This is a genomic window from Aquirufa sp. TARAVU-A1A, assembly GCF_054558675.1.
This window is the reverse complement of record NZ_JBPXKP010000003.1, coordinates 231,465-255,413: the sequence shown is the minus strand read 5'-3', so window position 1 is coordinate 255,413 and position 23,949 is coordinate 231,465. Positions and strand designations below refer to the sequence as shown.

Annotated in this window: 17 protein-coding genes; 6 read left to right on the top strand and 11 right to left on the bottom strand. The window is 43.0% G+C overall.

What is annotated here, in order from left to right:
- Positions 1-25 precede the first annotated feature (25 nt).
- Positions 26-1,081: a PorP/SprF family type IX secretion system membrane protein gene (locus V7S75_RS05575; protein ID WP_459512071.1), complete on the bottom strand. Its 1,056-nt coding sequence runs from the start codon at positions 1,079-1,081 to the stop codon at positions 26-28.
- 86 nt (positions 1,082-1,167) lie between these two features.
- On the opposite strand from V7S75_RS05575, the gene V7S75_RS05570 reads away from it, so the two are divergent.
- Entirely contained in the window at positions 1,168-3,969 is a 2,802-nt protein-coding gene (locus V7S75_RS05570; protein ID WP_459512069.1) for a T9SS type B sorting domain-containing protein, read from the top strand.
- Here V7S75_RS05570 and V7S75_RS05565 read toward each other — a convergent pair.
- From V7S75_RS05565 to uvrA, 3 genes are all read right to left on the bottom strand, one after another.
- Positions 3,966-5,882 (bottom strand): amidophosphoribosyltransferase, encoded by a 1,917-nt coding sequence (locus V7S75_RS05565; protein WP_459512067.1) that lies wholly within the window; start codon positions 5,880-5,882, stop codon positions 3,966-3,968. The two genes, V7S75_RS05570 and V7S75_RS05565, sit on opposite strands and share 4 nt — an antisense overlap.
- A gap of 83 nt (positions 5,883-5,965) precedes the next feature.
- Positions 5,966-7,441 (bottom strand): NADH-quinone oxidoreductase subunit N, encoded by a 1,476-nt coding sequence (locus tag V7S75_RS05560; RefSeq protein ID WP_459512065.1) that lies wholly within the window; start codon positions 7,439-7,441, stop codon positions 5,966-5,968.
- Positions 7,442-7,445: 4 nt separating this feature from the next.
- Positions 7,446-10,271 (bottom strand): excinuclease ABC subunit UvrA, encoded by a 2,826-nt coding sequence (gene uvrA, locus V7S75_RS05555; protein WP_459512063.1) that lies wholly within the window; start codon positions 10,269-10,271, stop codon positions 7,446-7,448.
- A gap of 118 nt (positions 10,272-10,389) precedes the next feature.
- Between uvrA and V7S75_RS05550 the strand changes: the two genes are divergently transcribed.
- Positions 10,390-10,962, top strand: coding sequence for a hypothetical protein (locus V7S75_RS05550; protein ID WP_459512061.1), 573 nt, complete (start codon positions 10,390-10,392; stop codon positions 10,960-10,962).
- A 91-nt stretch (positions 10,963-11,053) separates the two neighbouring features.
- Positions 11,054-12,034: a ribonucleoside-diphosphate reductase small subunit gene (locus tag V7S75_RS05545; protein ID WP_459512059.1), complete on the top strand. Its 981-nt coding sequence runs from the start codon at positions 11,054-11,056 to the stop codon at positions 12,032-12,034.
- Positions 12,035-12,079: 45 nt separating this feature from the next.
- Here V7S75_RS05545 and V7S75_RS05540 read toward each other — a convergent pair whose 3' ends face one another.
- Positions 12,080-12,661: a HupE/UreJ family protein gene (locus tag V7S75_RS05540; protein WP_459512057.1), complete on the bottom strand. Its 582-nt coding sequence runs from the start codon at positions 12,659-12,661 to the stop codon at positions 12,080-12,082.
- 100 nt (positions 12,662-12,761) lie between these two features.
- Between V7S75_RS05540 and V7S75_RS05535 the strand changes: the two genes are divergently transcribed.
- Complete coding sequence (locus V7S75_RS05535; RefSeq protein ID WP_459512055.1) at positions 12,762-13,193, top strand: nuclear transport factor 2 family protein; 432 nt, start codon at positions 12,762-12,764, stop codon at positions 13,191-13,193.
- Here the strand turns inward: V7S75_RS05535 and bioA are convergent.
- Genes bioA through V7S75_RS05520 form a run of 3 tightly spaced genes read right to left on the bottom strand, consistent with a single transcriptional unit; the run spans position 13,182 to position 16,207 of the window.
- Positions 13,182-14,522: an adenosylmethionine--8-amino-7-oxononanoate transaminase gene (gene bioA, locus V7S75_RS05530; RefSeq protein ID WP_459512053.1), complete on the bottom strand. Its 1,341-nt coding sequence runs from the start codon at positions 14,520-14,522 to the stop codon at positions 13,182-13,184. The genes V7S75_RS05535 and bioA overlap by 12 nt on opposite strands.
- The gene (gene bioD / locus V7S75_RS05525; RefSeq protein ID WP_459512052.1) at positions 14,455-15,060 is read right to left on the bottom strand and encodes a dethiobiotin synthase; all 606 of its coding nucleotides are present in this window, start codon (positions 15,058-15,060) and stop codon (positions 14,455-14,457) included. The genes bioA and bioD overlap by 68 nt, the downstream gene beginning before the upstream one ends.
- Positions 15,053-16,207: an aminotransferase class I/II-fold pyridoxal phosphate-dependent enzyme gene (locus tag V7S75_RS05520; RefSeq protein WP_459512050.1), complete on the bottom strand. Its 1,155-nt coding sequence runs from the start codon at positions 16,205-16,207 to the stop codon at positions 15,053-15,055. The genes bioD and V7S75_RS05520 overlap by 8 nt, the downstream gene beginning before the upstream one ends.
- Before the next feature lie 287 nt (positions 16,208-16,494).
- On the opposite strand from V7S75_RS05520, the gene rho reads away from it, so the two are divergent.
- Together rho and ygiD are read left to right on the top strand one after the other, a co-directional pair.
- Entirely contained in the window at positions 16,495-18,018 is a 1,524-nt protein-coding gene (rho, locus tag V7S75_RS05515; protein ID WP_459512048.1) for a transcription termination factor Rho, read from the top strand.
- Positions 18,019-18,020: 2 nt separating this feature from the next.
- Positions 18,021-18,830: a 4,5-DOPA-extradiol-dioxygenase gene (ygiD, locus tag V7S75_RS05510; protein ID WP_459512047.1), complete on the top strand. Its 810-nt coding sequence runs from the start codon at positions 18,021-18,023 to the stop codon at positions 18,828-18,830.
- Here the strand turns inward: ygiD and rocD are convergent.
- The 3 genes from rocD to V7S75_RS05495 all read right to left on the bottom strand — a co-directional run bounded on the left by rocD (position 18,827) and on the right by V7S75_RS05495 (position 23,807).
- A complete protein-coding gene (gene rocD / locus V7S75_RS05505; protein WP_459512045.1) occupies positions 18,827-20,044 on the bottom strand; it encodes an ornithine--oxo-acid transaminase in 1,218 nt (405 codons plus the stop codon). The genes ygiD and rocD overlap by 4 nt on opposite strands.
- A 182-nt stretch (positions 20,045-20,226) precedes the next feature.
- Positions 20,227-21,402: an acetyl-CoA C-acyltransferase gene (locus tag V7S75_RS05500; RefSeq protein WP_459512043.1), complete on the bottom strand. Its 1,176-nt coding sequence runs from the start codon at positions 21,400-21,402 to the stop codon at positions 20,227-20,229.
- A 2-nt stretch (positions 21,403-21,404) separates the two neighbouring features.
- Positions 21,405-23,807 (bottom strand): 3-hydroxyacyl-CoA dehydrogenase/enoyl-CoA hydratase family protein, encoded by a 2,403-nt coding sequence (locus V7S75_RS05495; protein ID WP_459512042.1) that lies wholly within the window; start codon positions 23,805-23,807, stop codon positions 21,405-21,407.
- Positions 23,808-23,949: the final 142 nt, after the last annotated feature.

Here is a 23,949-nt window from a genome sequence, read left to right as displayed (position 1 = left end):
AAAATTTTATGACTATCCTTTCAAATTAAAACTTTGGACACGAAAGGTTTCGCTTCCACTTGACAAAGGGTTTTTTCAAGGAAAAGTCGAAATCAAATAAATAAGCTATGGACAACTCATGGGCTCCTCCTGCCGCAGGCCCTAATGCCGACAAGGTCACATCATAGGAGTACCCGATAGAGAAATTATCCTGTTTATATCCCAGTAGTGCAACAATCGATTCTCGATTGGGTGTGCCTATTTTTGATTTCGCAATTGGGATTCCACGGTACCAAAGGCCGAAGACCATGGGTGACCAGGTGACATAAGCGCCCATATCCAATTGCTGAAAATCGCCTTGTTGCTTATAATGGATAACCGGGCTGATGCTCTTTTCGTTGTTTCGGTCCTCATAGGAATCTGCCTCATAGAAATTCTCTTGCAGGATGATTTTCGTTCCTACTTGCACACTGAATTTCGTTGCCAAAAGTTCCTCTGTGGAGGATATTAAGGATTTATTTGGCTGATTTAGGTGGTGTGCGGAGAACCCGAACCAATAATTTCGGGTGTTTAATAAGCCCCCAACGCTGAGGTCCATATAGGATCGTTGGTTATTCATATTGGATAACAAGGGATCACTACTAGTACCTAAACTTCCCGAATTCAGGAAATTATTGATTTGATCCCCCGTAATTAAATTACTCATGTCCAACCCTCGATTGACATAGGTACCTTGCATTCCCAACGAGAGCGTCTGATCAGGACTTAAATCGATGTGGTAGGCATATTGAAGGCCTAAACTAGTAGTTTTTAGATTGGCAAATTGCTTGTCGGTCGTAGCGATAATCCCCACGCCACTATTGATGCTCCCAATGCTTAAATCGGCCGAAAAAGAGGTAAATTGGTAGTTGGCCTCCAAATTAGGCCATTGATTCCGGTAATTGAAATTAACTTTTGACGTACTGTTGATCCCCGCAAACGCCGGTGATATCAGAAGTGGGGCAGAGTAGAATTGGGACAATTGCGGATCCTGTGCTTGTCCCAAGAATGGAAGGCAAACACAGATTAGGCGAAACACGAAAATGGCTAAGCTTTTTTTCATACCGCTCATTATAGCCCCGCAATTTAGGTCTTCGCTTTACAAAAACCAATAAAATGCGTTAATTTGTACGACCTGACCCAAAACCTATGCTTCGGAGCATTTTCATTTTTTGTATGTTGATCGGGGTGAATTTTATCACCAAGGGGCAAAATATTATTGTTCGCAATAATTGCATTACTCAATGCATTGATTGTGCCAAAAAAACGGCAGATATGGGGACGGTTTTTGACTTGGATGTTAATATGCCCGTTGGGACGACTTATTTATGGGATTTTGGTGAGCCGGGTACTCCAGATAATACATCTACTAATCGTACTGGTACTCATTTGTACTGCACTCCTGGGGATAAGGTGGTTACATTAAAGCTTAGTTCGAATCCAACTCCAATCAAAAAGACGATCAAAGTAGGCCAGTTACCCTATATATACTTGGGAAAGGATCAAAATGAAGAATCAATAACAATATGTAATGGCCAAAAGTTAGAACTGAAAGCGTTTGAGAAAGTAGGCAAACCCAATTTCCCAATTAACGTAAATTGGTATCCAAATGGCGAAATCACAGATAATATCTCACTTACAAAGTCAGGCTGCTATTCTGTTAAAGTCACTGACCCAAATTCGGGATGCAGTGTAGAAGCCAAAATGCAAGTAAAGATTTGTGGTGAACGTGACCCAGATCAGAATGTAATTAAAAGCTCTAAGGTGATGGCTATGGGAACGGGTGCTGCAATACAATTTCAAGGATCCGCTGATAATCCAGTACCAATTCCTGGAAAGACAAATGTCCCTAATGGTGTTGCTAAGATGGAAGACCCTACTATTGCTAATGGCCTTATATTTTACACAGACGGCGTACATATCTTTGATAAATTTAATCAGCCAATTCTATACTCTGATCCGAGTAAAAGTCTCAATGCCGACATAACAAATTCCCAAGGTGTGACTATTATACCTAAAACTGCTTGCAAAGGTTGCCAGTCTGAATACTATGTATTTACCTTAGGTAAGAACACTGCCGGAGATAATTTGGTTTATTATTCCATCGTTGATATGAAACTTAATGGAGGAAAGGGGGGGATTTCTGTCATTAATCAACTGCTGAATCCAACTCCAGTCACTTCCAAACTTATTGCACTTCAAGGTGGTCAGGGTTATTATTGGCTAGTTGCTCAAGATGTACAATCTGGAGATTTACTGACATATAAAGTTTCTGAGGTCGGGATTACAGCTTCTACAAGTTCAAAAGGGGGTAAAGCATTTACAAAAAGTGCAGGGGCTTCTGGTACAACAAAATCTAATTATGATTGGACCAAAATGGCAGTTACGCTTCCTGATTTAAATATGAGTAGTATTGATTTATATACGTTAGATCCGATAACAGGTAAATCGACATTCGATTATAATATTCAACTAGGAAAGCCAATGCCTCAAGTTTATGGTGTAGAGTTTTCAACCAATAGCAATTTATTGTATGTATCTATGCAAGGAGATGGGGTTTCCATTCCTTCGGAAATTTGGCAGTTTGATCTCACTTCAAAGGATCCTACAAAAATTTTAGCAACAAAATCGGTTATTTTTTCCTCACTTGATAAGATTGGCGCCTTGCAAATGGATCCAGTATATAATACAGTCATATTTGTGTCATTTGAAGGGAGTAATACATTAGGGAAAATTTCAATGACGAATGGATTAAATACAGATCCAGATCCATTGAATAGACCTAAGTTTATTCGGAATGCTGTAACTTTTCCCGCGGGAGTGACAACCCAGTTAGGTTTACCACCTAATTTGCCTGTACCCAATTCTCCTACAGGTCCACCATCAATTAGTGGGCCGACTTGTGATGGTACCGTGTTCAAATTCACAATTGATCAAAAGTTGTGTGATCCGCTTAATAATGATAAGATTGAGTGGAAAATTTACAACTCAGTTGTTAATCCTATTCCTGATAAAAATGGTATTATGGTTCCTTTAGATCCACTTACTACGATTATTTATACTTATGTAGGTAATGAGCTCAAATATGATTTTCCTACATCCGGTAAATATGTCATCACTGCCTCTATAAGTAACAGTTGCATTAAAGATTTCCTATTGGATGCTCAAGAATTTGATATTCAAGTTATAAAACCTACGAGTATCGTGACTGAAATTAATAAGTTTTTTAAATGCAATCCGGCTAGTGTTCCTTTGGCTTTGACAGCAACTCCAACAAGCTCCAGTTTGGTATATCAATGGAGTAATGGTGATAAAACACCTACAGCAAATATCAAAGCACCTGGAGGTAAAGTGAATTTGTTACTAGGGGATACAAAAACAGGATGTTCCGTTAACTTGAATTCGCAAGTGAATTTTCTGGAAGTTAAAAACTTTATCCCTTCAAATACATATTCAATTTGTATGGATAGTCCCAAACCCTTCGATTTGCAGTTGTTCGGGCCAACAACTGATTTAAAATTCGAATGGACTTTTGGGGGATCTGTGTTGAGCACGCAGAATAAAGTTCGTGTCACGCAAGCCGGAAACTACACAGTACGCATTACGGATCTGGATAACTGTAGCATCAATCATACCTTCGTGGTATCTGATAAATGTGAACCTACCTTATTGACGCCCAATGTTTTTACACCTAATGGCGACGGAAAGAATGATACCTTTATGCCTCAGCCCAAAAACCCCTTACGCGCGAAAATAGTAGGCTTGCAAATTTTCAATCGCTGGGGAGAATTGTTATTCACGAGCAAAGGCCCCGAATTTGTGTGGGACGGCAAAGTGAATGGAACACGCGTACCACAAGAGTCCTACGTTTGGCAACTCCAATATGAATCTTTGGATTATCCGGAACGAGGTACATTGACAGAAAGAGGAGGTGTATTAGTGATTTACTAATAAGCCCTTACCTCAATTCCCTTCATGAAATTTACGAATGATTTGTTCACTACCTGATTTCCACCCGGTGTAGGGAAATTCCCTGTGAAATACCAATCCCCCAAGTGGTTCGGACAAGCGATATTTAGATTCTCCACGGTTTGGTAGACAATCGATAATTCCGCCTGTAGGTTTTTCGGTTTAACAATTTCAGCAATTTTATCCGAGATTTCTTGGTCGGTAAATGGCGCATAAATCGCTTTCACAAAGTTCTCTTGAGTTGCCGTTCCATTTTCGAGGGCCAACAAACATTTCAAGTTTACTTCATCTAAAATATGCTCTAAATTTCGCTCTTTTAATAAGGCCAAAGCTGCGCGGAATGCGACAAATTCCTTCATTTTGGACATGTCGATGCCATAGCAATCCGGGTAACGAATTTGTGGCGCAGAAGAAACGATAACGATTTTCTTCGGCGATAATTTATCCAAAAGGCTTAAAATACTCTTTTCCAACGTCGTGCCACGCACAATCGAATCATCAATTAAAACGACAGAGTCCACGTTCTTCTCGATTACCTCGTAAGTCGTGTCGTATACATGCGAAACCATGTCGTCACGCATGGCATCACTTGCAATGAAGGTGCGCACTTTGACATCTTTGGAAATCAATTTTTCAACACGCGGACGGAATGTTAATAATTCTTCCAACTGGTCTTCAAACAGAATCCCTTCCATGATCGCTTGCTTGCGTTCTTTGGCTAAATGATCTTCTAAACCATCAATCATGCCTAGAAAAGCACTTTCAGCGGTGTTTGGAATGTATGAGAAAACGGTGTGTTTTAAGTCTTGTTGAACCTCGTTAAGAATTTGAGGAATCAATAAACGGCCTAATTTTTTACGCTCACGGTAGATATCCGGATCCGAGCCGCGCGAGAAATAAATACGTTCAAACGAACATGATTTTTGTTCGATGCGGTCGATAAAAGGAACTTCCTGTACGGATCCGTCCATGGCAATAATCAAGGCATGGCCGGGTGTAATTTCTTGAATTTGATCGTATGCACAATTGAATGAAGTTTTGATCGCTTGCTTTTCAGAAGCCACGACAACTACTTCTTCGTCCATGTAATAATAGGCGGGGCGAATTCCCGCTGGGTCACGTGCTACAAAAGAAGCACCATAACCAGTCATTCCTACCATGGCATAGCCACCATCAAAATCTTTGCATGAACGCTCTAATACGCGTTTTAAATCGATATTAGCTGCTAAGACATCGGATAATTCTGGATTCTCGTATTGATCTTTAAACTTCCCAAATTGGCGTTGATTTTCTTCATCCAAGAAGTGACCAATCTTTTCCATCACGGTCACCGTATCCACCTTTTCTTTGGGATGTTGACCTAAGGAAACCAATTTGTCGAACAAATCGTCCACATTGGTCATGTTGAAATTACCTGCCATAACCAAGTTTCTGCTGCGCCAGTTGTTTTGGCGAAGCATCGGATGACAGTTTTCAATTTCGTTTTGACCATGCGTTCCATAGCGCAAATGGCCTAGTAAAACCTCCCCAGTGAAGGCTACGTTATCTTGCCACCAATCTGCATCATGCACGGCATCAAGGCCTGTTTCGCGTTTGGTTTCTTTGGCAAGTTTTTGTGCTTTTCTGAATTTCTTGTTGATTTTACCGAAGATGTCTGCCACGGCTTGTGGTTCTACGGAACGGTAGCGGCTGATGTAGCGACTTCCCGGTTTAACATTAATCTTGATGTTTGCGACGCCAGCCCCATCTTGTCCCCGGTTTACTTGCTTTTCCATCATGAGGTAAAGCTTGTTTAAGCCATACATCGGTGTTTTGTACTTGTCCAAGTAGTGCTGAAAAGGTTTTCGCAAACGGATCAGTGCAATTCCGCATTCGTGCTTGATGGATTCAGACATTGGGGGTGTGGGTTTTGGCTAAAAATCAGCCCAAAATTAGCTAAATATTATGAGCTACAAATGTTATTTTTTGTTTTTTTAATCTAGGCTTTCCAAATCGTATAAATTAGCGTAGGGAAGAGCATACAAGCAATAATTGCGCATGTCAAAACCAAATAAATCCAGTTGTTTTTAAGGTTGTCGGCTGGATGAATGGCCGCTCCTTTTTTAAAGTACATCTGGAAAGGAATGCGTAGGTAATAATAGATCGATACCGCTGTCATCATGACCGCGATAAGCAATAATGCCAAGATGGAATTGGAAGTTGACATTTGGTACTTTTCCCATAATTGACTGAAATAGTTGACCTTAGCTATAAATGTTCCCGCAGGAGGCAATCCGACTAATGCGATAAACCCAATGAGTAAGCTTGCAGCGCGTACCGGATAAGCTTGTCCAAAGCCCCCCCAAAGCTGCATATCATTTGCTTGATAGCTGCTAGATTCCACTTCGTCCAAGATGAAAAAGACCAATATCGTGCTTAAACTATATACCAAGCTATAGAATAAAATATTGTCGACACCTTGTTCCGCGGGCATCAACCAAGCCATGGCCAAGAATCCACCATGCGCAATGCTGGAATAGGACACCAAACGTTTGGCATTGTATTGGCTCAGTGCACCTAAATTTCCAACGAGTAATGTGCCGATTGCCAATAGAGCAATGACGTCTAGCATGGAAACAGGTACAAAATGGACGAGCCGGATGCCCAACCAAGCTACTGCGATTTTAGGAGCTGTAGAAATCCAACTCATCCAACTGGCAGGTAAACTTTCTAGCACATCGGGACTCCAAGGGTGAAAAGGTACCCAAGACATCTTGAATAAAATTCCAGTTCCCACCATTGCCAAAGCCGTGCCCGCTAAAAATGGATCTGCTGTAGCCAAGCCCCTGCTAAAGGCAGGATCTAAAATTAACATTGTTCCAGTAAGTCCATAAATCAACGAAAGGCCATATAATAACATAGCTGAAGTTCCCATACCGAACAACACGTAAGGCAATGCCGCACGGACTCCTTCTTTGTCTTTGCGTAATCCTACCAAAAGATAGGTCCCCAAGGACATCAGTTCGATACTCAAGAAAATACTCAGAAAATGTATGCTTAAACTTGTCAGCAGCGATCCCAATAAAATGGAAAAAAAGCCAATTTTTTCTTCAAATGAGAAGGGTTTTTGTTGGTATTGATTAATACTAATGATGACGAAACCGATCGCCAAAATCAAGCAATTAATGGCGTTTGCGCCCGGATTTACCCAAAGCATATGAAAGGAAACAAAGCCTTCGGTTCCGTATTTCATCCGTTGGTATGCCAGCACGGTTCCTATAATGAGCCCCACTTGGGCTAATAAATAGCGCCAAGCGCGTCCGCTTTTTTCTTTCCCTCCTACTAAAAATAGATCTCCTATGATGCTAATAAGAATCCAGGCGGCAATCAATAATTCGGGTAGGATATGCTGGTACCCTCGCAAAATACTTTGCAATTGGTTGGGTAATGCCTGCATGAGTCCGTCTGCAATCATGGATTTACATTTTTTGTTTTAAATAATGGGCCGTCGGGTTGTTATCCTTCAATGCACACATCGCCTCGGGTGTTCCTTCGAAACTTAAATTTCCGCCATTTTCGCCGCCTTCTGGACCTAGGTCAATGATATGGTCGGCACATTTTACCACCTCCATATTATGTTCGATGATGATGACCGTGTCACCTTGCTCCACCAAATCATTCATCGCTTTCAATAATTTTTTGATGTCATGAAAGTGCAATCCTGTGGTAGGTTCATCAAAGATAAAAAGCGTTTTACCTTTGTTTCCATTTCCTTTGCCTAAAAAGCTAGCTAATTTAACTCGTTGGGCCTCTCCGCCCGAAAGCGAATTTGACGATTGACCTAGTTTGATATAACCTAATCCCACTTGGAAGAGCGGGTCAATTTTCTCAGCAATCTTGGGCGCTTTTTCTTGGAAATAGGGGATGCTTTCCTCCACCGTCATGTCCAAAATGTCTGCGATGTGTTTGTCTTGGAATTTGATGTCCAAGATTTCTTGCTTAAATCGTTGGCCGTTACATGACTCGCAGGTCAATTTAATATCGGCCATGAATTGCATCTCAATGGTGATTTCCCCTTCGCCTTGACAAGTTTCGCATCGGCCACCTTCCACATTAAATGAAAAATGAGCAGGTTTGTAACCACGGGTTTTGGCCAAAGGTAATTCTGAAAACAAGGCACGAATCGCGTCATAAGCCTTGATGTAGGTAATCGGATTAGAACGCGAAGATTTTCCGATGGGCTGTTGGTCCACCATTTCAATGCTCGCAATTTTATTGGTACTACCGCCTAATTCGCGGAATCGTCCCGTTTCCTCCGTGCCTAATTGTAAATTTCTTAACAAAGCCGGGTATAAAATTTTACGAATTAGGGTCGATTTTCCGGAACCGGAAACACCTGTCACCGCGGTCATGATGCCCAAAGGAATCTTGACATCGATATTTTTTAAGTTATTTTCACTCGCTCCTTTGATTTCAATATGAGCCAAAGGCTTTCTTCGGAAACTCGGAACTTGTATCGTGTCTTTGCCTTGTAAAAACCGCAAGGTGTGGCTGTCGGTCGTTGTATCTAATAACGCTTCGGCCAAGTTTCCCTGAAAACTCAGTTGGCCACCATGTCTTCCCGCATCTGGACCAATATCAATTATCTGATCCGCTGCACGCATGATGTCCTCTTCATGTTCGACGACGATGACCGTGTTGCCCATCGATTTGAGCATTTCCAATACGGAGATGAGTCTTTCCGTGTCGCGCGGGTGTAAACCGATACTCGGTTCATCGAGGATGTACATCGAGCCAACCAAGGCGCTTCCTAAAGATGTGGCCAATTTGATGCGTTGGAATTCACCACCAGATAGGGTAGAAGTCAAACGGTTCAAGGTCAAATAGCCCAATCCTACGCGATTCATGTAATCCAATCGATTTTTGATTTCGATGAGGATACGTTTCGCAACGGCTGTATCGGTTTCGCTCAGGGATAATTTGTCAAAGAAATCTTTGACCTTTGAAATGGGCCAAAGCACCATGTCGATGATGGACGCGCCATCAATTTTGACATAACCGGCATCGCCGCGTAAACGAGAACCCTGACATTCCGGGCAATTGGTTTTGCCACGGTAACGTGAAAGTAGGACGCGGTATTGAATTTTATAGGTTTCTTTTTCGAGGTGATCGAAAAACTGGGTTAAACCAGCAAAGTATTTATTTCCTTTCCAAAGCAATTGCTTCTCCTTTTCCGTTAAATCCTTGTAGGGGCGGTGAATCGGAAAGTCGAAATGAATCCCATTTCGCAACAAAGGATGCAACCAATCGCTCATGCGCTCGCTGCGCCAAGGGGCAATCGCACCTTCATAAACGGATAAATCGTGATCTGGGATGACTAAATCGGGATCTAAGCCTAATACTTTTCCGTAACCTTCGCAGTTCCGGCAAGCACCGTAAGGATTGTTGAACGAGAATAAATTCAGGCTAGGCTCTTCAAAGGCCATGCCGTCTAATTCGAATTTATTGGAAAAGCTTTTGCGTTTTTGGTCTTGTATTTCGACCCAACAAACACCATCGCCCTCGAAATAGGCGGTTTGAACCGAATCGCCTAGTCGGAAAATGGTTTCTTCTTCATCGTTCGCAATTAAGCGGTCAATGAGAATGGCGATTTCATTCCGTTTTTTTGTTAGCTTCTTTAAGCTTACCTCGTCTTCTACGAGCTCCTCTAAATCCAAAATTTCGGATTCAAATTTCAGTCGGGTATATCCTTTTTGAATGAGTAATTGGCATTCCTCCAAAAGTGATCTTTCCGGGTGATTCAACAAAGGGGCTAAAATCAAGACCTTTTGTTGGTCGTGTGAAACAATCCAATCTACAATATTTGATACGGAATCCTTTTTTACTTCTTGGCCAGACACGGGTGAAATCGTTTTGCCAATGCGGGCAAAGAGTAATTTGAGGTAGTCGTATATTTCGGTTGTAGTCCCTACGGTTGAGCGGGGATTTTTGGTATTGACCTTTTGTTCAATCGCGATCGCAGGAGCGACCCCTCGAATGTAATCCACGGCCGGCTTTTCCATGCGGCCTAAGAATTGGCGCGCATAGGAATTTAGGCTTTCCACGTACATCCGTTGGCCTTCTGCAAAAAGCGTGTCAAAGGCAAGTGATGATTTTCCTGAACCCGATAAGCCCGTTACGACGACCAATTTATTTCGAGGAATGGCAACGTCCACATTTTTTAGATTGTGTACGCGGGCACCTTTGATAATGATGTGATTTTTGGGATCTAGATTTTCGAAATCTTGGGGTGCGGGAGAACTCATATCTCAAAATTATCCTTTAATTTTGACAAACCCAACCCCTAGCTTTGGCAATCCTTGAAGGTTTGCCAAAGCTAAGTTAGCGGGAATGTTTTTTTTTGCTTTCCAACAACTTGATAATATGAAATCGACTTACTTATTTTTTGTTATTTTATTCTGCTCGTTGAGTTTTAATTGCCTTGCGCAAGACCCGGTTGTCATTGCTGAAGAAGGCGCTCGCGGGGACTTGGATGTAGAACCTGATGTGCGTGATTTGAGCTTTCGGGAGCGTTTGCATTTTGGAGGTGGAATTTCGGGTTTGAGTTTTGGTAATCCTACTAGCATTGGTCTTTCACCGATGGCTGGCTATATGGCTACGAATACAACGATTGTCGGCCTAGGGATGACTTATCAGTATTATGCTTATCGCGGTTACGCGGCAACTAATTTAATCGGGGAGCGGATATTTGTTCGTCAATATGTTCCCGCCTTGTCGGCACTTTTAGGACAAAGTTTTCTTACGGCGCAAGTGGAAAATTTCAGTGATATGACTAACCCTACCTATGCATATTCTAATCCAGTTTTAGTGGGAATCGGTATTGGATCTAAGATTGGAATCAATTTAAATGTGATGTATGATTTGAATTATTCTGCTACAAAAGCGTCTCCATATGGCTCTGCCTTGGTTGTCCAAGTAGGTGGATTTTTCTTTTAATTTTTTTAAAACAATTTGGCCTAAAATATTGTCTTAGTATTCGACGATTATCAACAAGAAATTCTTAATTTCGAACTCATTTATTATTCACATGTCAAAAGCACTTTTACCTGAACCTCTATTAGTTGAGGACCCAAATCGTTTCGTTTTATTCCCGATCAAGCACGATGATATCTGGAGATTTTACAAGCAATCGCAAGCGTCTTTCTGGACAGCTGAAGAGATTGATTTGCAACAAGATTTGTCGGATTGGAAGAAATTGAATGATGGAGAACGTCATTTCATTTCTCATGTCTTGGCCTTTTTTGCGGCATCCGATGGTATCGTGAATGAAAACTTGGCGAATAATTTCTTGAAGGAGGTTCAATACGCAGAAGCCAAATGCTTTTACGGTTTTCAGGTCATGATGGAAAATATTCACTCGGAGACTTATTCCTTGTTGATCGACACTTACATCCAAGATCCTAAAGAAAAAGATCGTTTGTTGCGTGCCATTGAGACGATTGATTGTGTGAAGAAAAAAGCAGATTGGGCATTGAAATGGATTGAAAGTCCAAACTTTGTAGAGCGCTTAATTTCTTTTGCAGCGGTAGAAGGTATTTTCTTCTCGGGTTCATTCTGTTCGATTTTCTGGTTGAAGAAGCGCGGCTTGATGCCTGGCTTATCATTCTCGAATGAATTGATCTCCCGTGATGAAGGCTTGCACTGTGATTTTGCATGTTTATTGTACACGGATCACATCAAAAATAAAATTTCTCAAGAGCGTATTTACGAGATCATCTTGAACGCGGTTGAAATTGAAAAAGAATTCGTAACGGTTGCCTTGCCTGTTTCATTAATTGGTATGAATGCAGAATTGATGTGTCAATACATCGAATTCGTTGCCGATCGTTTATTGGTTGCTTTAGGTTGCAAGAAGCATTACAATGCTACGAATCCATTCGATTTCATGGAGATGATTTCCTTGCAAGGGAAAACCAACTTCTTCGAAAAGCGTGTGGCTGAATATCAAAAATCAGGCGTTATGGCTGATAAAGATTCGATGTCATTTTCGATGGACGAAGATTTTTAGTCTTTGTAAAATCATGGAAAGCCCAGCAGAAATGTTGGGCTTTTTTTATGGGATGCGTTCAACGAACATGGGTAACACCAATCCGATAATGATTCCCGAAATAACATAGACCATGTGAATTCGTTTAAAGCGGGTAAAACTCATCAGGGCTGTCGTGATGAATAGGATGATCGCAACCACAATTAATTGACCACATTCTAAGCCTAGATTAAAAGCCAAAAGGGGAGTGAAAATGGATGATTCTTTCCCTAATAGACTTTGAAGATAATTGGAGAAGCCTAATCCGTGGATAAGGCCAAAAAATGAAACCGTGATGTAAGGTAATTTGGAAGAATTTTGCCGAACAGAATCCTTGAAATTCAAATTGCGAAGGGCTGAAATTAAAATCGTGCACGGGATTAAGAACTCAATCCACGTAGGATTGATGGATACCCAACCTAAAGTGGCCAATGCCAATGTTACCGAATGACCGATGGTAAAGGCGGTTACCAACCAAAGCACGTGCTTGATATCAGACCAAGTGAAAATGCAGGTAATCGCCAGGATAAATAATAAATGGTCGACGGCTTGCCAATTCAATATGTGTTGAAAGCCCAAGAGCAAATAAGTCCAGAAATAGGTCATCATGCCAATTTTGTAGGCTAAATGTAGGAATTTTTCAGGATAATTTTGGAGCCTAATTGAGTAGAAATCAAGCAAGTGCGTATTTAATGAAAAAATACTAGCTATGAAAAACGCAATATTATGCTTGTTGGCCTTGCTGACATTTCAAATTTTTGCTCAAAAACCCACGGTGGAATCACTTAAAGATGCTGAATTGGGGCGTTTTAAGGTGATGATTGCCAAAGACCGTGCTGGGCTTGAAGCCGTATTGCACAAAGATTTAGTTTATCACCATTCCGGAGGAAATACAGATAATAAAGAATCCTATATCGCTTCTATATTCTCTGGAAAATCGAGCTACGTTTCTATTCAAGCTGCTGAAATGCAAACGCGCGTTTATGGTAAAACGGGTATTAATACGGGAGTGATCAATTTGGTGAACCTAAATGCCGATGGGAAAGAAACTCCGGTAAAAATACGATTTACGGATGTTTTTGTTTTTGAGTCGGGGCGCTGGCAAATGGTCTCGTGGCAATCCACGAAATTAGCCAACTAATTCCGCTACAAAATTTTCGATTTCCGAATAAATTAAGCTAAGCTCTTCATTGCTAATGCAGTAAGGAGCTAGGATGTATAAGGTATTGCCGAGGGGTCTCATGAGGACCCCTTTTTTGATGAAATACTGATAAGCACGATCCCGGATGGAATGCATATATCCATTGGATTCACCTACCGCAAGCTCAAAAGAGATGATTGTTCCTTGGATGCGTATGTGTTGAATGACGGAATGGCCTTCCTGGGTTAATTTCCAAGCGCGGTGACTCGCCTCAATGCGCGCAATATTTTCCCAGGTTTCCGATTGCTCCATTAAATCCATGCTGGCCAACGCTGCCGCACAAGCCATGGGATTCGCCGTAAAAGAATGGCTATGGAAAAGTGTTTTCTTCCGGTCGTCGGACAAAAAGGTATCAAATAATTCGTTCGAACAAGTGGTAATTCCCATCGCCATCATACCTCCTGTGAGGCCTTTGGAGAAACATGCTATATCTGGTTTATGGGTCAAATAGTCCATGGCGAACCATTTTCCCGTCCGACCGAAACCCGTCATGATTTCATCGGCAATGCAAAGCACTTGGTTTTCATGTGCAATCGAAATCAATGCATCCAATGTTTCTGGAGCATACATTTTCATGCCACCTGCTCCTTGAATTAAGGGTTCAAAAATGAAGGCCGCATATTCATTCGCGTGATTCATTTTCTCGCGCATCGCGGCAATGCAAGCATCCGCATCACAAGGGCTCGGTAGAAATTCTACCTCAAACAACATATCCTGAAAAGGTGCATTGAAGGCACTGGGAGAACCCAAACTCATGGCTCCAAAAGTATCTCCATGGTAGGCGTCTTCGAAGGCAATGATTTTGCGCTTTTGCGTTTGGCCTTGATTATGGAAAAATTGCAAGGCCATTTTAATCCCAACTTCCACAGCTGTACTGCCATTGTCTGAGAAAAAAACCTTTTGGAAATTGTCAGGTAGATGCCCCAATAATCGTTCGGATAATTGAATCGCAGGTTCGTGCGTGAAGCCAGCAAAAATCACTTGCTCTAATTTTAGCGCTTGCTCGTATATTTTTTCTGCCAAATACGGATGTCCATGGCCATGAATATTCACCCACCAGGACGAAATCGCATCGATGTATTTTTTTCCTTCCGCATCATAAAGATAGACTCCTTTCCCATGCGTGATCGGAATCGAAATGGGTTCGATTTGATGTTGGGTGAAGGGATGCCAAATAACCGCGGCATCTCGTTGGGATAAATTAGCGTTGGAATGATTCGGCATAATGCGCAATAATGCTAGGGTTAATTTCTTTTTCTTCGTTGACACGTAACAAAACAGGCAAGCCCGTATGTTTCACAATAAACGCTTCTCCAGACGCATTTGTTTGGCCATTGAAGATAATTCCGGCCATCGGAATGTTTCGGGATTTTAAAATTTCAAAGGTCAACAGGGTATGATTGATGCTTCCCAAGTAGTTTTTACTCACAATAATAACAGGAAGACCTAAATGCTGAATTAAGTCCAGGTTCGTTTGTTGGTCGTTTAACGGAACCATAATTCCGCCGGCTAACTCAACCACTAAATTTTGTGCTGTCTCTGGTACATGAAAGGCATTTAGTTCAATGCGAATTCCATCCAATTCCGCGGCGGTATGCGGAGAAAGGGGATTTTGCAATTCATAAGTAGACGCAAAAACATGCGTTCCCGGAACCCATTGTTGGATCCAATACGCATCTCCATCAAGCAAATTCCCAGCTTGCACGGGTTTCCAATAATCGGCTTGCAAGGCTTTCGTTACGATTGCTGAGCAAACAGTTTTGCCAATCTCTGTACCGATTCCGGCGATGATGTATTGCTTAGGCATTGGATTCAAGTGTTTGAATGAGTTTTTGCATCTCGGTCCAAGAAGTCGTCGCCGTTAGGGTTATGCGAATGCGTTCCTTTCCTTTCGGGACCGTAGGGAATACGATAGGTTTTACGGCAAAACCTGCAGCTTGAGCTTTGGCAGCTTTTGCACGAACCGCTTCATTGCCTGTGACAAAAAAGGTTTGAATGGCGGTATGACTGTCGCCCCAATGTTCCGAAGTTTGTAAACTTTTGAAGTGAATGATGTTGTCGTATAGTGCTTTTCGTTGTTCATCTGCTTTGGCAACATAGTCCATCGCCGTGTTTAAACTCAACACATGATGCGGCGTAGGAGCGGTTGAATAGATGAACGGTCGGGCGAAATTAATCAAGTAGGAGCGAAGCGCCTCGGAACCTAGCACGACCGCGCCAGCATTTCCCCAGGCTTTGCCAAAGGTTAGCACCCGGGCAAAAGTGGAATCCTGAATGCCTAATTCCACACACAAACCTGCGCCTTGTGGTCCATAAACTCCGCCCGCATGGGCTTCGTCTACGATGAGTTCAAAGTTATAAGTTGATTTGAGTTCGATCAATTCTTTCAGTGGAGCGATATCGCCATCCATGGAGTAGATCGACTCGACGACCACCCATTTGATGGTTTCTTTGGGATATTGCTTCAATAAATGAATTAAATCCTTTAGGTCATTATGTTTAAAGATGCGTCGTTCCGCCGGTGCCAAACGGAGGCCATCAATTAAACTCGCATGCAATAATTTATCGCAGAAGATAACATGTTCTTTTTGAGCCAAGGAAGCGATAAACCCCAAATTTGCTTCAAACCCGGAGCTAAAAAGCAGTGATGCCTCTGCTTGATGCATTCGTGCACATGATTTTTCGAATGCCTCGATATAGCTATGATTACCTGAAATTAAGCGCGAACCCGTAGACCCATTTACAGGAGTTTCCGGATTTTGCATAGATTCCCAGGTACTAAAGTTATCCGAAATTTGCTTAGCTAATGCACGGTCTTTCGCGAGTCCCAAGTAATCATTCGAACAGAAGTCGGTCAGTTGATCCACATCCACCAGCGCACGCAACAGCCCCGCGTCTTTTCGTTCGCTTAAGGCATTGATCAGAAGATTGTTAGCTGAATTTGTGTTTGGCATCTTGTGTGTAAAACTACGAAACAAGGGGCAATTCTGTGAGTAATGTCCTGAAAAAATGCGTTAATTGATAATTTGGATGAAAAAGCGGAAATAATGCTTGACAATCCGCGAACTCTGATGTAGTATTGCACAACGTTTCAATGTCGTAAACGTTTCTGTTAACAAATCACCCAAATTTCTTTATTTTGCTGCTCATCCATCGGGTTGTGCATCAGGTTTTTAAGAGAATTATTTGCTGAATTTTGGGGTTTGTTTCATCTAAAAAATATCAACATATTTTCCCTTTTATGGATAATAAATCCGAATCAACCAACCGTCCTAAGCGTCAACGAATTTCAAAACCAACCGAAGATCAAGCTCCTTTATTACCGATGGGAGAGGCTCCTGCCGTAGAATCAACTCCAGAAGTAACGGAGACGGCTGCTCCTGCAAGACCTGCGAAAAATATTCGCCCTCGGAAAGGAAAGCCTAACCAATCAGATGAGGCCCCTATCGAAGTAGAAGGAATTATCGAACCCGAAGAAGTAGATACGTCATTCGTGACAAGTGATGCGCCTTTGGCTGCGGATAAAGTTTCGCCAACGGATGCACCGGTAGATTTAAATAGCTTGCCGAAAGAGGATGCACCGGCTCAACAGCCACAGCATCAACATCGTCAACACCGCAATAATTACAATCAAGTCATCAAAGAATTGGATGGCTTAATTGACAATGAAGGGGTGTTAGAAATCATGCAAGAAGGCGGATACGGCTTCATGCGTTCATCGGATTATAACTATTTGGCATCGCCAGATGATATTTATGTGTCGCCGTCTCAAATCAAAATGTTTGGTTTAAAGACAGGAGATACTATTTTAGGAAAAATTCGTCCGCCGAAAGAAGGAGAGAAATATTTCGCTTTATTGAAAGTGGAATCTGTGAATGGAAAGACGACCGATGAGATTCGTGATCGAATCAATTTTGAATACTTAACGCCTTTGTTCCCAGAGGAAAAATTAAACTTGTCTTCGACGCCAGATAATTATTCGACGCGTATTTTGGACTTGTTTGCGCCGATCGGTAAAGGACAGCGTGGTATGATCGTAGCTCAGCCAAAAACGGGTAAAACGGTTTTATTAAAGGACATTGCCAATGCGATTTCGCGCAATCACCCGGAGGTTTATTTGATCATTTTATTGATCGATGAGCGTCCAGAGGAGGTGACCGATATGCAGCGTTCGGTACGTGCTGAAGTGATTTCATCTACGTTTGATGAGCAAGCCGAGCGTCACGTGAAAGTGGCTAACCTGGTTTTGGAGAAAGCAAAACGTATGGTTGAATGTGGTCATGATGTCGTTATTCTATTAGACTCAATCACGCGTTTAGCGCGTGCATATAATACGGTTGTTCCATCATCAGGTAAGATTTTATCTGGGGGTGTGGATGCCAATGCCCTTCACAAACCAAAACGTTTCTTCGGAGCGGCACGTAACGTGGAGAATGGCGGTTCATTAACCATCATCGCAACGGCCTTGATTGAAACCGGATCGAAAATGGATGAGGTAATCTTTGAGGAATTCAAAGGTACGGGTAATATGGAATTACAATTGGATCGTAAATTGGCCAACCGCCGTATTTATCCTTCGATTGATGTAACGGCTTCTGGTACGCGTCGTGAGGATCTATTGATGGATCCAGCAGTATTGCAACGCGTTTGGATTTTGCGCAAGCATATGTCGGACATGAACTCAGTAGAGGCCATGGAATTCTTGCAACAGCAAATGAAAGGTACGCGTAATAACGAAGAGTTTTTGGTTTCTATGAATCGCTAATCATGTCGATTTTACCCATTGAATTACGTTCATCGGATCGTCAGCCCGTTTGGTTTATCGGGCATGGCAGTCCGATGAATGCGTTAATGGACAATCCATTTACGCAATCTTTGAATCAGTTAGGGGCGTCTATCGCACCTCCACAGGCTGTATTGGTTGTTTCAGCGCACTGGTTGACCCGCGGAGGAACTTTTGTGCAAGCCTCCCCTCAGCCGGAAACGATTCACGATTTCGGTGGATTTCCGCGCGAATTACATCAGTACCAATATCCTGCTCCTGGTAGTCCATTCTTTGCTTCTGCTTTAGCCGACGAGGTGAAATCGGTTCAGCCTACGACTGAATGGGGTTTAGACCATGGCGCATGGACGGTTTTGTGTCATTTGTTTCCCCAACATAATATTCCTTGTTTCGAGTTGTCGATTGACTATTCGCGGCCATTAGCTTACCATATATCGCTCGCACGAGAACTACAGTTTTTGCGTGAAAAAGGCGTTTTGATCCTAGGCAGTGGCAATATAGTGCACAATTTACAAGCCAGCGTGCCTAATTTAAGTTCAGGTCAAGAGAACTTTGGCTACGAATGGGCACAGGAATTTGATGTATGGTCGGCGAAATTAATTGCCGATAAAAACGTCGAAGGATTACTCGATTACGAACGCGCACCGGGAGGACGTTATTCCGTTCCTACACCAGATCATTACATTCCCTTGTTGTACAGTTTGGCGCTGGCACGTAAAGACGAACAAGTCTATACGACCTACGAGCAACTCGTTTATGGAGGAATTTCGATGCGTTGTTTCGAGATTCGTTAATAACCCAAGAAGACTTTTTCAATGATATCGCTGGCTTGATCCATTTCGGTTTTCGAAATGGTCAAAGGCGGTGCCAAACGGATTTTATTACCGTGTGTTGGTTTTGCCAATAGTCCTGCCCGCATAAAATCCATGCATATTTCCCATGCGACCGGACTATCTTCATCTGTATTGATTTCGATTGCACACAATAAACCTTTGCCTCGCACTTCACGGATTAAAGCTGTTTTGGCTTTTAGTGTTTGTAGGAATTGCATCAATTGGTGTCCGCGTTTTTCCGCGTTCTCAATTAAATCCTCATCTTCCAAAATGTCGATGGCCACATTCGCTACCGCACATGCCAATGGATTTCCCCCAAAGGTGGATCCATGTTCGCCGGGCTTAATTGTCAACATGATTTCATCGCTGCATAATACGGCAGACACGGGCATGAATCCACCCGACAAAGCTTTGCCCAACAATAGAATATCGGGATGGACGAATTCGTGGTGGCAAGCTAACCAGGCGCCGGTCCGACCGAGGCCCGTTTGAATTTCATCGGCGATGAATAAAACCTTATGTTTTTTGCATAGGTCTGCGGCTTTTTTCAAGTAACCCGCATCTGGTAAAACAACCCCAGCTTCCCCTTGAATAGGTTCCACCATGTAGGCCGCGACGTTTGGATCTTGTAATTTTTCCTCTAAAGCCTGTAAATTATTGTATGGAATTTTGATAAATCCAGGTGCATAGGGACCAAAGTTGTGATAGCTACTAGGATCCGTTGAGGACGAAATCGCCGCAATGGTCCTGCCCCAAAAATTCCCTTCAGCGACGATGATTTGTGCTTGATTGGCTGGAATGCCTTTCACTTCATACCCCCATTTACGGGCTAATTTGATCGCGGATTCCCCGGCTTCGACGCCTGTATTCATCAACAACACTTTCTCGTAACCGAATTTCTCTGCGAGTTTTTTTTCGGTTAAGCCTAATTGGTCATTGTGAAAGGCACGCGAACTCAAGGTGAGTTTTTGGGCTTGATCCGTGATAGCTTGTATTAGGCGAGGATGACAGTGCCCTTGATTGACGGCGCTGTAGGCCGACAAAAAGTCGAAGTATTGTTTACCTTCTACATCCCAAACATGTACGCCGAGGCCTTTGGTAAGGACGACGGGAATGGGATGATAATTATGGGCACCGTATTCAGATTCTAGGCGGATGTAATCGGTTGATGTCATTGTTAGGTGAATTGCACGCGGTATTGTAGAGACGCGATACCTCGCGTCTGTTTTGTTTATGTTGTGACGCGATAATCTCGTCTGTTTTTTTGTTTTGTAGAGACGCGATACTTCGCGTCTATTATTTTAAGACGCGAGGTATCGCGTCTCTACATGATTCGCCTCGCGTCTCTACACGATCATTAAAGTCGTTCATAAATCCCCGCGACCCCTTGGCCACCACCCACACAGGCAGTTACCATGCCGTATTTCTGGTTGCGGCGTTTCATTTCATCGAATAATTGAATGGACAATTTAGCGCCCGAACATCCTAGCGGATGCCCCAAAGCAATCGCACCTCCATTTACATTCACGATGCTCGGGTCAATGCCCAAGGTCTTAATGACTGCCAATGATTGAGCTGCAAAAGCCTCATTCAATTCAATTTGTTGGATGTCTTGCAAAGAAAGTCCAGCTTTTTTCAACGCCAATGGAATTGCTTCTACCGGACCGATACCCATCAAACTTGGTTCCACACCTGCGGTGGCATAGGTTACCATGCGCGCGATGGGTTCCAATTTATGTTGTTTAACAAAGGCCTCCGAAACCACTAAGACAAACGCTGCTCCATCAGAAGTTTGGGATGCATTTCCGGCAGTCACCGTTCCACCCATGGCAAACACGGGTTTCAATTTTCCGAGTGCTTCAATGGTTGTATCAGCCCGAGGACCTTCATCTTTGGAAACGGTCCAGGTTCTCGTTTTTTTCTTGCCTGATGCTGCATCGAAATAATTTTCAGATACGTTAATGGGTACGATCGATGCATCAAAATGACCAGCTGCTTGTGCGGCTAGCGCTTTTTGATGTGACGCGAATGCAAAAGCATCTTGCTCGTCACGTGTGATTTCGTATTTTTTGGAAACCTCCTCGGCGGTTAGGCCCATGCCGATGTAATAATCGGGATGCTCGGAGGCAATGTTGTAATTCAAAACGGTTTTATGTCCCATCATAGGCAACATGCTCATGGATTCTGTTCCTCCGGCAATGATGCAATCCGCGATGCCAGCCGCAATTTTGGATGATGCCAAAGCAATAGCCTCTAAGCCCGACCCGCAATAGCGGTTGATAATGAATCCAGGTACGCTCTTTGGCAGTGATAATAAGGAAATATACCGCGCCATCTGCATCCCTTGCTCGGCTTCCGGAATCGCGTTACCCACGATTAAATCTTCCACGAGCACCGGGTCCACGGAAGGAACTTGCGCCATTAAATGTTTGATCACCTCTGCCGCCAAATCATCTGGTCGCATGGTTCTAAATCCACCTTTGTTTGCTTTTGCCACCGCGGTGCGGTAACCTGCTATGATATATGCGTTCATGATTAATTTCTTAAAGGTTTACCTCCATTTAATAAGCTACTGATTCGTTCCAACGTTTTGCGTTCGCCCGAAAGCGATAAGAATGCTTCGCGCTCTAAGTCGAGTAAATATTCTTCAGTGACCATTTGCGGTGCATCTAAATCGCCACCACAAATTGCATAAGCTAGTTTATTTGCGATTAAGGCATCGTGTTCGGAGATGTATTTACCCATCAACATGCCTTGAATCCCGGCTTTAAACAAGGCTAAACCTTGTTTTCCTTCTACCCAAACATCGCTTCTTTGTTGCTGTTGCACGTATCCCGCATCCGCTAATGCGATTGCCTCTTTTTTCGCTTCCGAAATGAGTTGGCTTCTGTTCAACACAATGCGATCTTCCTTGCGCAAATAATTCATTTCCAAAGCCTCATGCGCCGATGTACTCACGCGCGCCGTAGCTATGTTCATGAAGGCTTCTTGCAAACGGTTGAGTTCTACGTCGCCTTTTCTTCGGGCATCGCCCATACGCAAGGCCATTTCTTTTGTACCCCCACCGGCTGGAATTAAACCTACACCCACTTCCACCAATCCCATGTACAATTCCGCATGAGCCACAATTTTGTCGGCATGTAAGTTGATCTCCGTTCCTCCACCTAGTGCCAAGGTATGCGGAGCGACCACCACCGGAATGGATGAGTAACGGACGCGCATCATGGTTTTTTGGAAGATGGCAATCATCTGATTGACTTCATCAAATTCCTGTTGGGCCGCATACATAAACAGCATGCCCAAATTTGCTCCCGCCGAGAACGCTTCAACGCCTTCATTTCCGATGACCAAACCACGGTAATCTTTTTCAGCTAGATCAATTGCTTTTTGAATTCCTTCCAAAACGCCTTGTCCCATCGTATTCATCTTCGAATGGAATTCCAAGTTGATGATTCCGTCGCCGATATCGATAATGCTCGCATCGTCGTTTTTGTAAACGGTTTTGGTCGGTTTTAGAATTTGTAAATTGATCTGCTTATTCGATCCCGGAATGGTTTGATAGGTCTTGCTATGAATGTCATAATATTGACGCTCCCCGTTTTGAACTCGGTAGAAGCTTGTATTTCCCGCTTGCAGCATTTCCGTTACCCACGCTGCGGGTTGAATGCCTTCTGCAGCCATGAGCTCGATTCCAGCTTGCACGCCGATCGCGTCCCAGGTTTCGAAAATACCCATTTCCCAACCGAATCCTGCGCAGATGGCTTGATCAATTTTGACAAAATCATCCGCGATTTCAGGTACGCGCATGGAGGCATAACGGAAGCCATCTAAGATGGTTTTGCGGTAAAACTCTCCTGCTAAATCTTTGCCGGCCAATAAGACTGCAAAGCGATCCGCTAATTTGTCGATGGCCTTTGTACGCTCCAAGGTCTCAAAAGAAACCTTCTGCGCCGGGCGGTATTCAAATGTTTGTAAGTCTAAACTCAAGATAACTGTTTTGCCAGCTTCTTTGGTTTTCTTGTAAAATCCTTGACCGGTTTTATCGCCGAGCCATTTGTTGTCCATTAATTTTTGAAGCATGTTGGGCAAATCAAAAATCGACTTGCTTTCATCGTTAGTCAATGCTTGCTTCAAATTATTCGCTACGTGAACGGTGGTATCTAAACCCACAACATCCGATAAACGGAAGGTTCCAGATTTTGGTCGGCCTACGACTTTCGAGGTCAACTTATCCACTTGCTCAACAGTTAATCCCAATTCTTCCACGACTTTCATCGTTTGCATCATCGAATAAACACCAATGCGGTTCGCGATGAATGCCGGCGTGTCTTTACACAATACGGTCGTTTTGCCCAATTGGGTTTCGCCATATTGCAAAAGGAATTCGATGATGTTAGGGTCAGTTTTGGCGGTTGGGATAATCTCCAGTAAACGCAAATACCTAGGCGGATTGAAAAAGTGCGTGCCGCAAAAATGTTGTTGGAAATCATCTGAACGCCCTTCGGCCATCAAGTGGATGGGAATGCCTGAAGTGTTCGAAGTAATCAAGGTGCCGGGTTTACGGAATTGCTCGACGCGGTCGTACAACGATTTTTTGATCGCTAAATTCTCCACGACGACCTCCATGATCCAGTCGGCCTGTGCAATCTCCGGTAAATTATCGTCGAAGTTGCCCAGTTTGATGTTTTTGGCAAAGCTGCTGCTGTAAAGCGATGCGGGCTTTGCCTGTATAGTTTGTTGAAATGCCGTATTTACGATCCGATTTTTCACGGATGGGTGCTCCAGGCTAAGGCCTTTGGCTTGTTCCTCTGCATTCAGTTCTTTGGGAGCAATGTCCAAAAGCAATACCTGAACGCCAATGTTTGCGAAATGACAGGCGATGCGAGAGCCCATAATTCCAGAGCCAAGGATGGCTACGCGTTTAATGGAACGATTCATGTTAAAAAGATTGAGATGGTTTTTTGGTGACGCTGACAGGGTCGTTGACCCTGTCAGCGTCTACCGCAGTAAATATACCGAAAAAACAAAATGTTATGCAAGCATACTATATAAATTATCAGTAAAAATCCCCCTGGGGTTC

Coding starts and splice junctions, on each gene's coding strand:
- V7S75_RS05575 (WP_459512071.1), bottom strand. CDS start 1,081: ATGAAAAAAAGCTTAGCCATTTTCGTGTTTCGCCTAATCTGTGTTTGC.
- V7S75_RS05570 (WP_459512069.1), top strand. CDS start 1,168: ATGCTTCGGAGCATTTTCATTTTTTGTATGTTGATCGGGGTGAATTTT.
- V7S75_RS05565 (WP_459512067.1), bottom strand. CDS start 5,882: ATGTCTGAATCCATCAAGCACGAATGCGGAATTGCACTGATCCGTTTG.
- V7S75_RS05560 (WP_459512065.1), bottom strand. CDS start 7,441: ATGATTGCAGACGGACTCATGCAGGCATTACCCAACCAATTGCAAAGT.
- uvrA (WP_459512063.1), bottom strand. CDS start 10,271: ATGAGTTCTCCCGCACCCCAAGATTTCGAAAATCTAGATCCCAAAAAT.
- V7S75_RS05550 (WP_459512061.1), top strand. CDS start 10,390: ATGAAATCGACTTACTTATTTTTTGTTATTTTATTCTGCTCGTTGAGT.
- V7S75_RS05545 (WP_459512059.1), top strand. CDS start 11,054: ATGTCAAAAGCACTTTTACCTGAACCTCTATTAGTTGAGGACCCAAAT.
- V7S75_RS05540 (WP_459512057.1), bottom strand. CDS start 12,661: ATGATGACCTATTTCTGGACTTATTTGCTCTTGGGCTTTCAACACATA.
- V7S75_RS05535 (WP_459512055.1), top strand. CDS start 12,762: ATGAAAAACGCAATATTATGCTTGTTGGCCTTGCTGACATTTCAAATT.
- bioD (WP_459512052.1), bottom strand. CDS start 15,060: ATGCCTAAGCAATACATCATCGCCGGAATCGGTACAGAGATTGGCAAA.
- V7S75_RS05520 (WP_459512050.1), bottom strand. CDS start 16,207: ATGCCAAACACAAATTCAGCTAACAATCTTCTGATCAATGCCTTAAGC.
- rho (WP_459512048.1), top strand. CDS start 16,495: ATGGATAATAAATCCGAATCAACCAACCGTCCTAAGCGTCAACGAATT.
- ygiD (WP_459512047.1), top strand. CDS start 18,021: ATGTCGATTTTACCCATTGAATTACGTTCATCGGATCGTCAGCCCGTT.
- rocD (WP_459512045.1), bottom strand. CDS start 20,044: ATGACATCAACCGATTACATCCGCCTAGAATCTGAATACGGTGCCCAT.
- V7S75_RS05500 (WP_459512043.1), bottom strand. CDS start 21,402: ATGAACGCATATATCATAGCAGGTTACCGCACCGCGGTGGCAAAAGCA.
- V7S75_RS05495 (WP_459512042.1), bottom strand. CDS start 23,807: ATGAATCGTTCCATTAAACGCGTAGCCATCCTTGGCTCTGGAATTATG.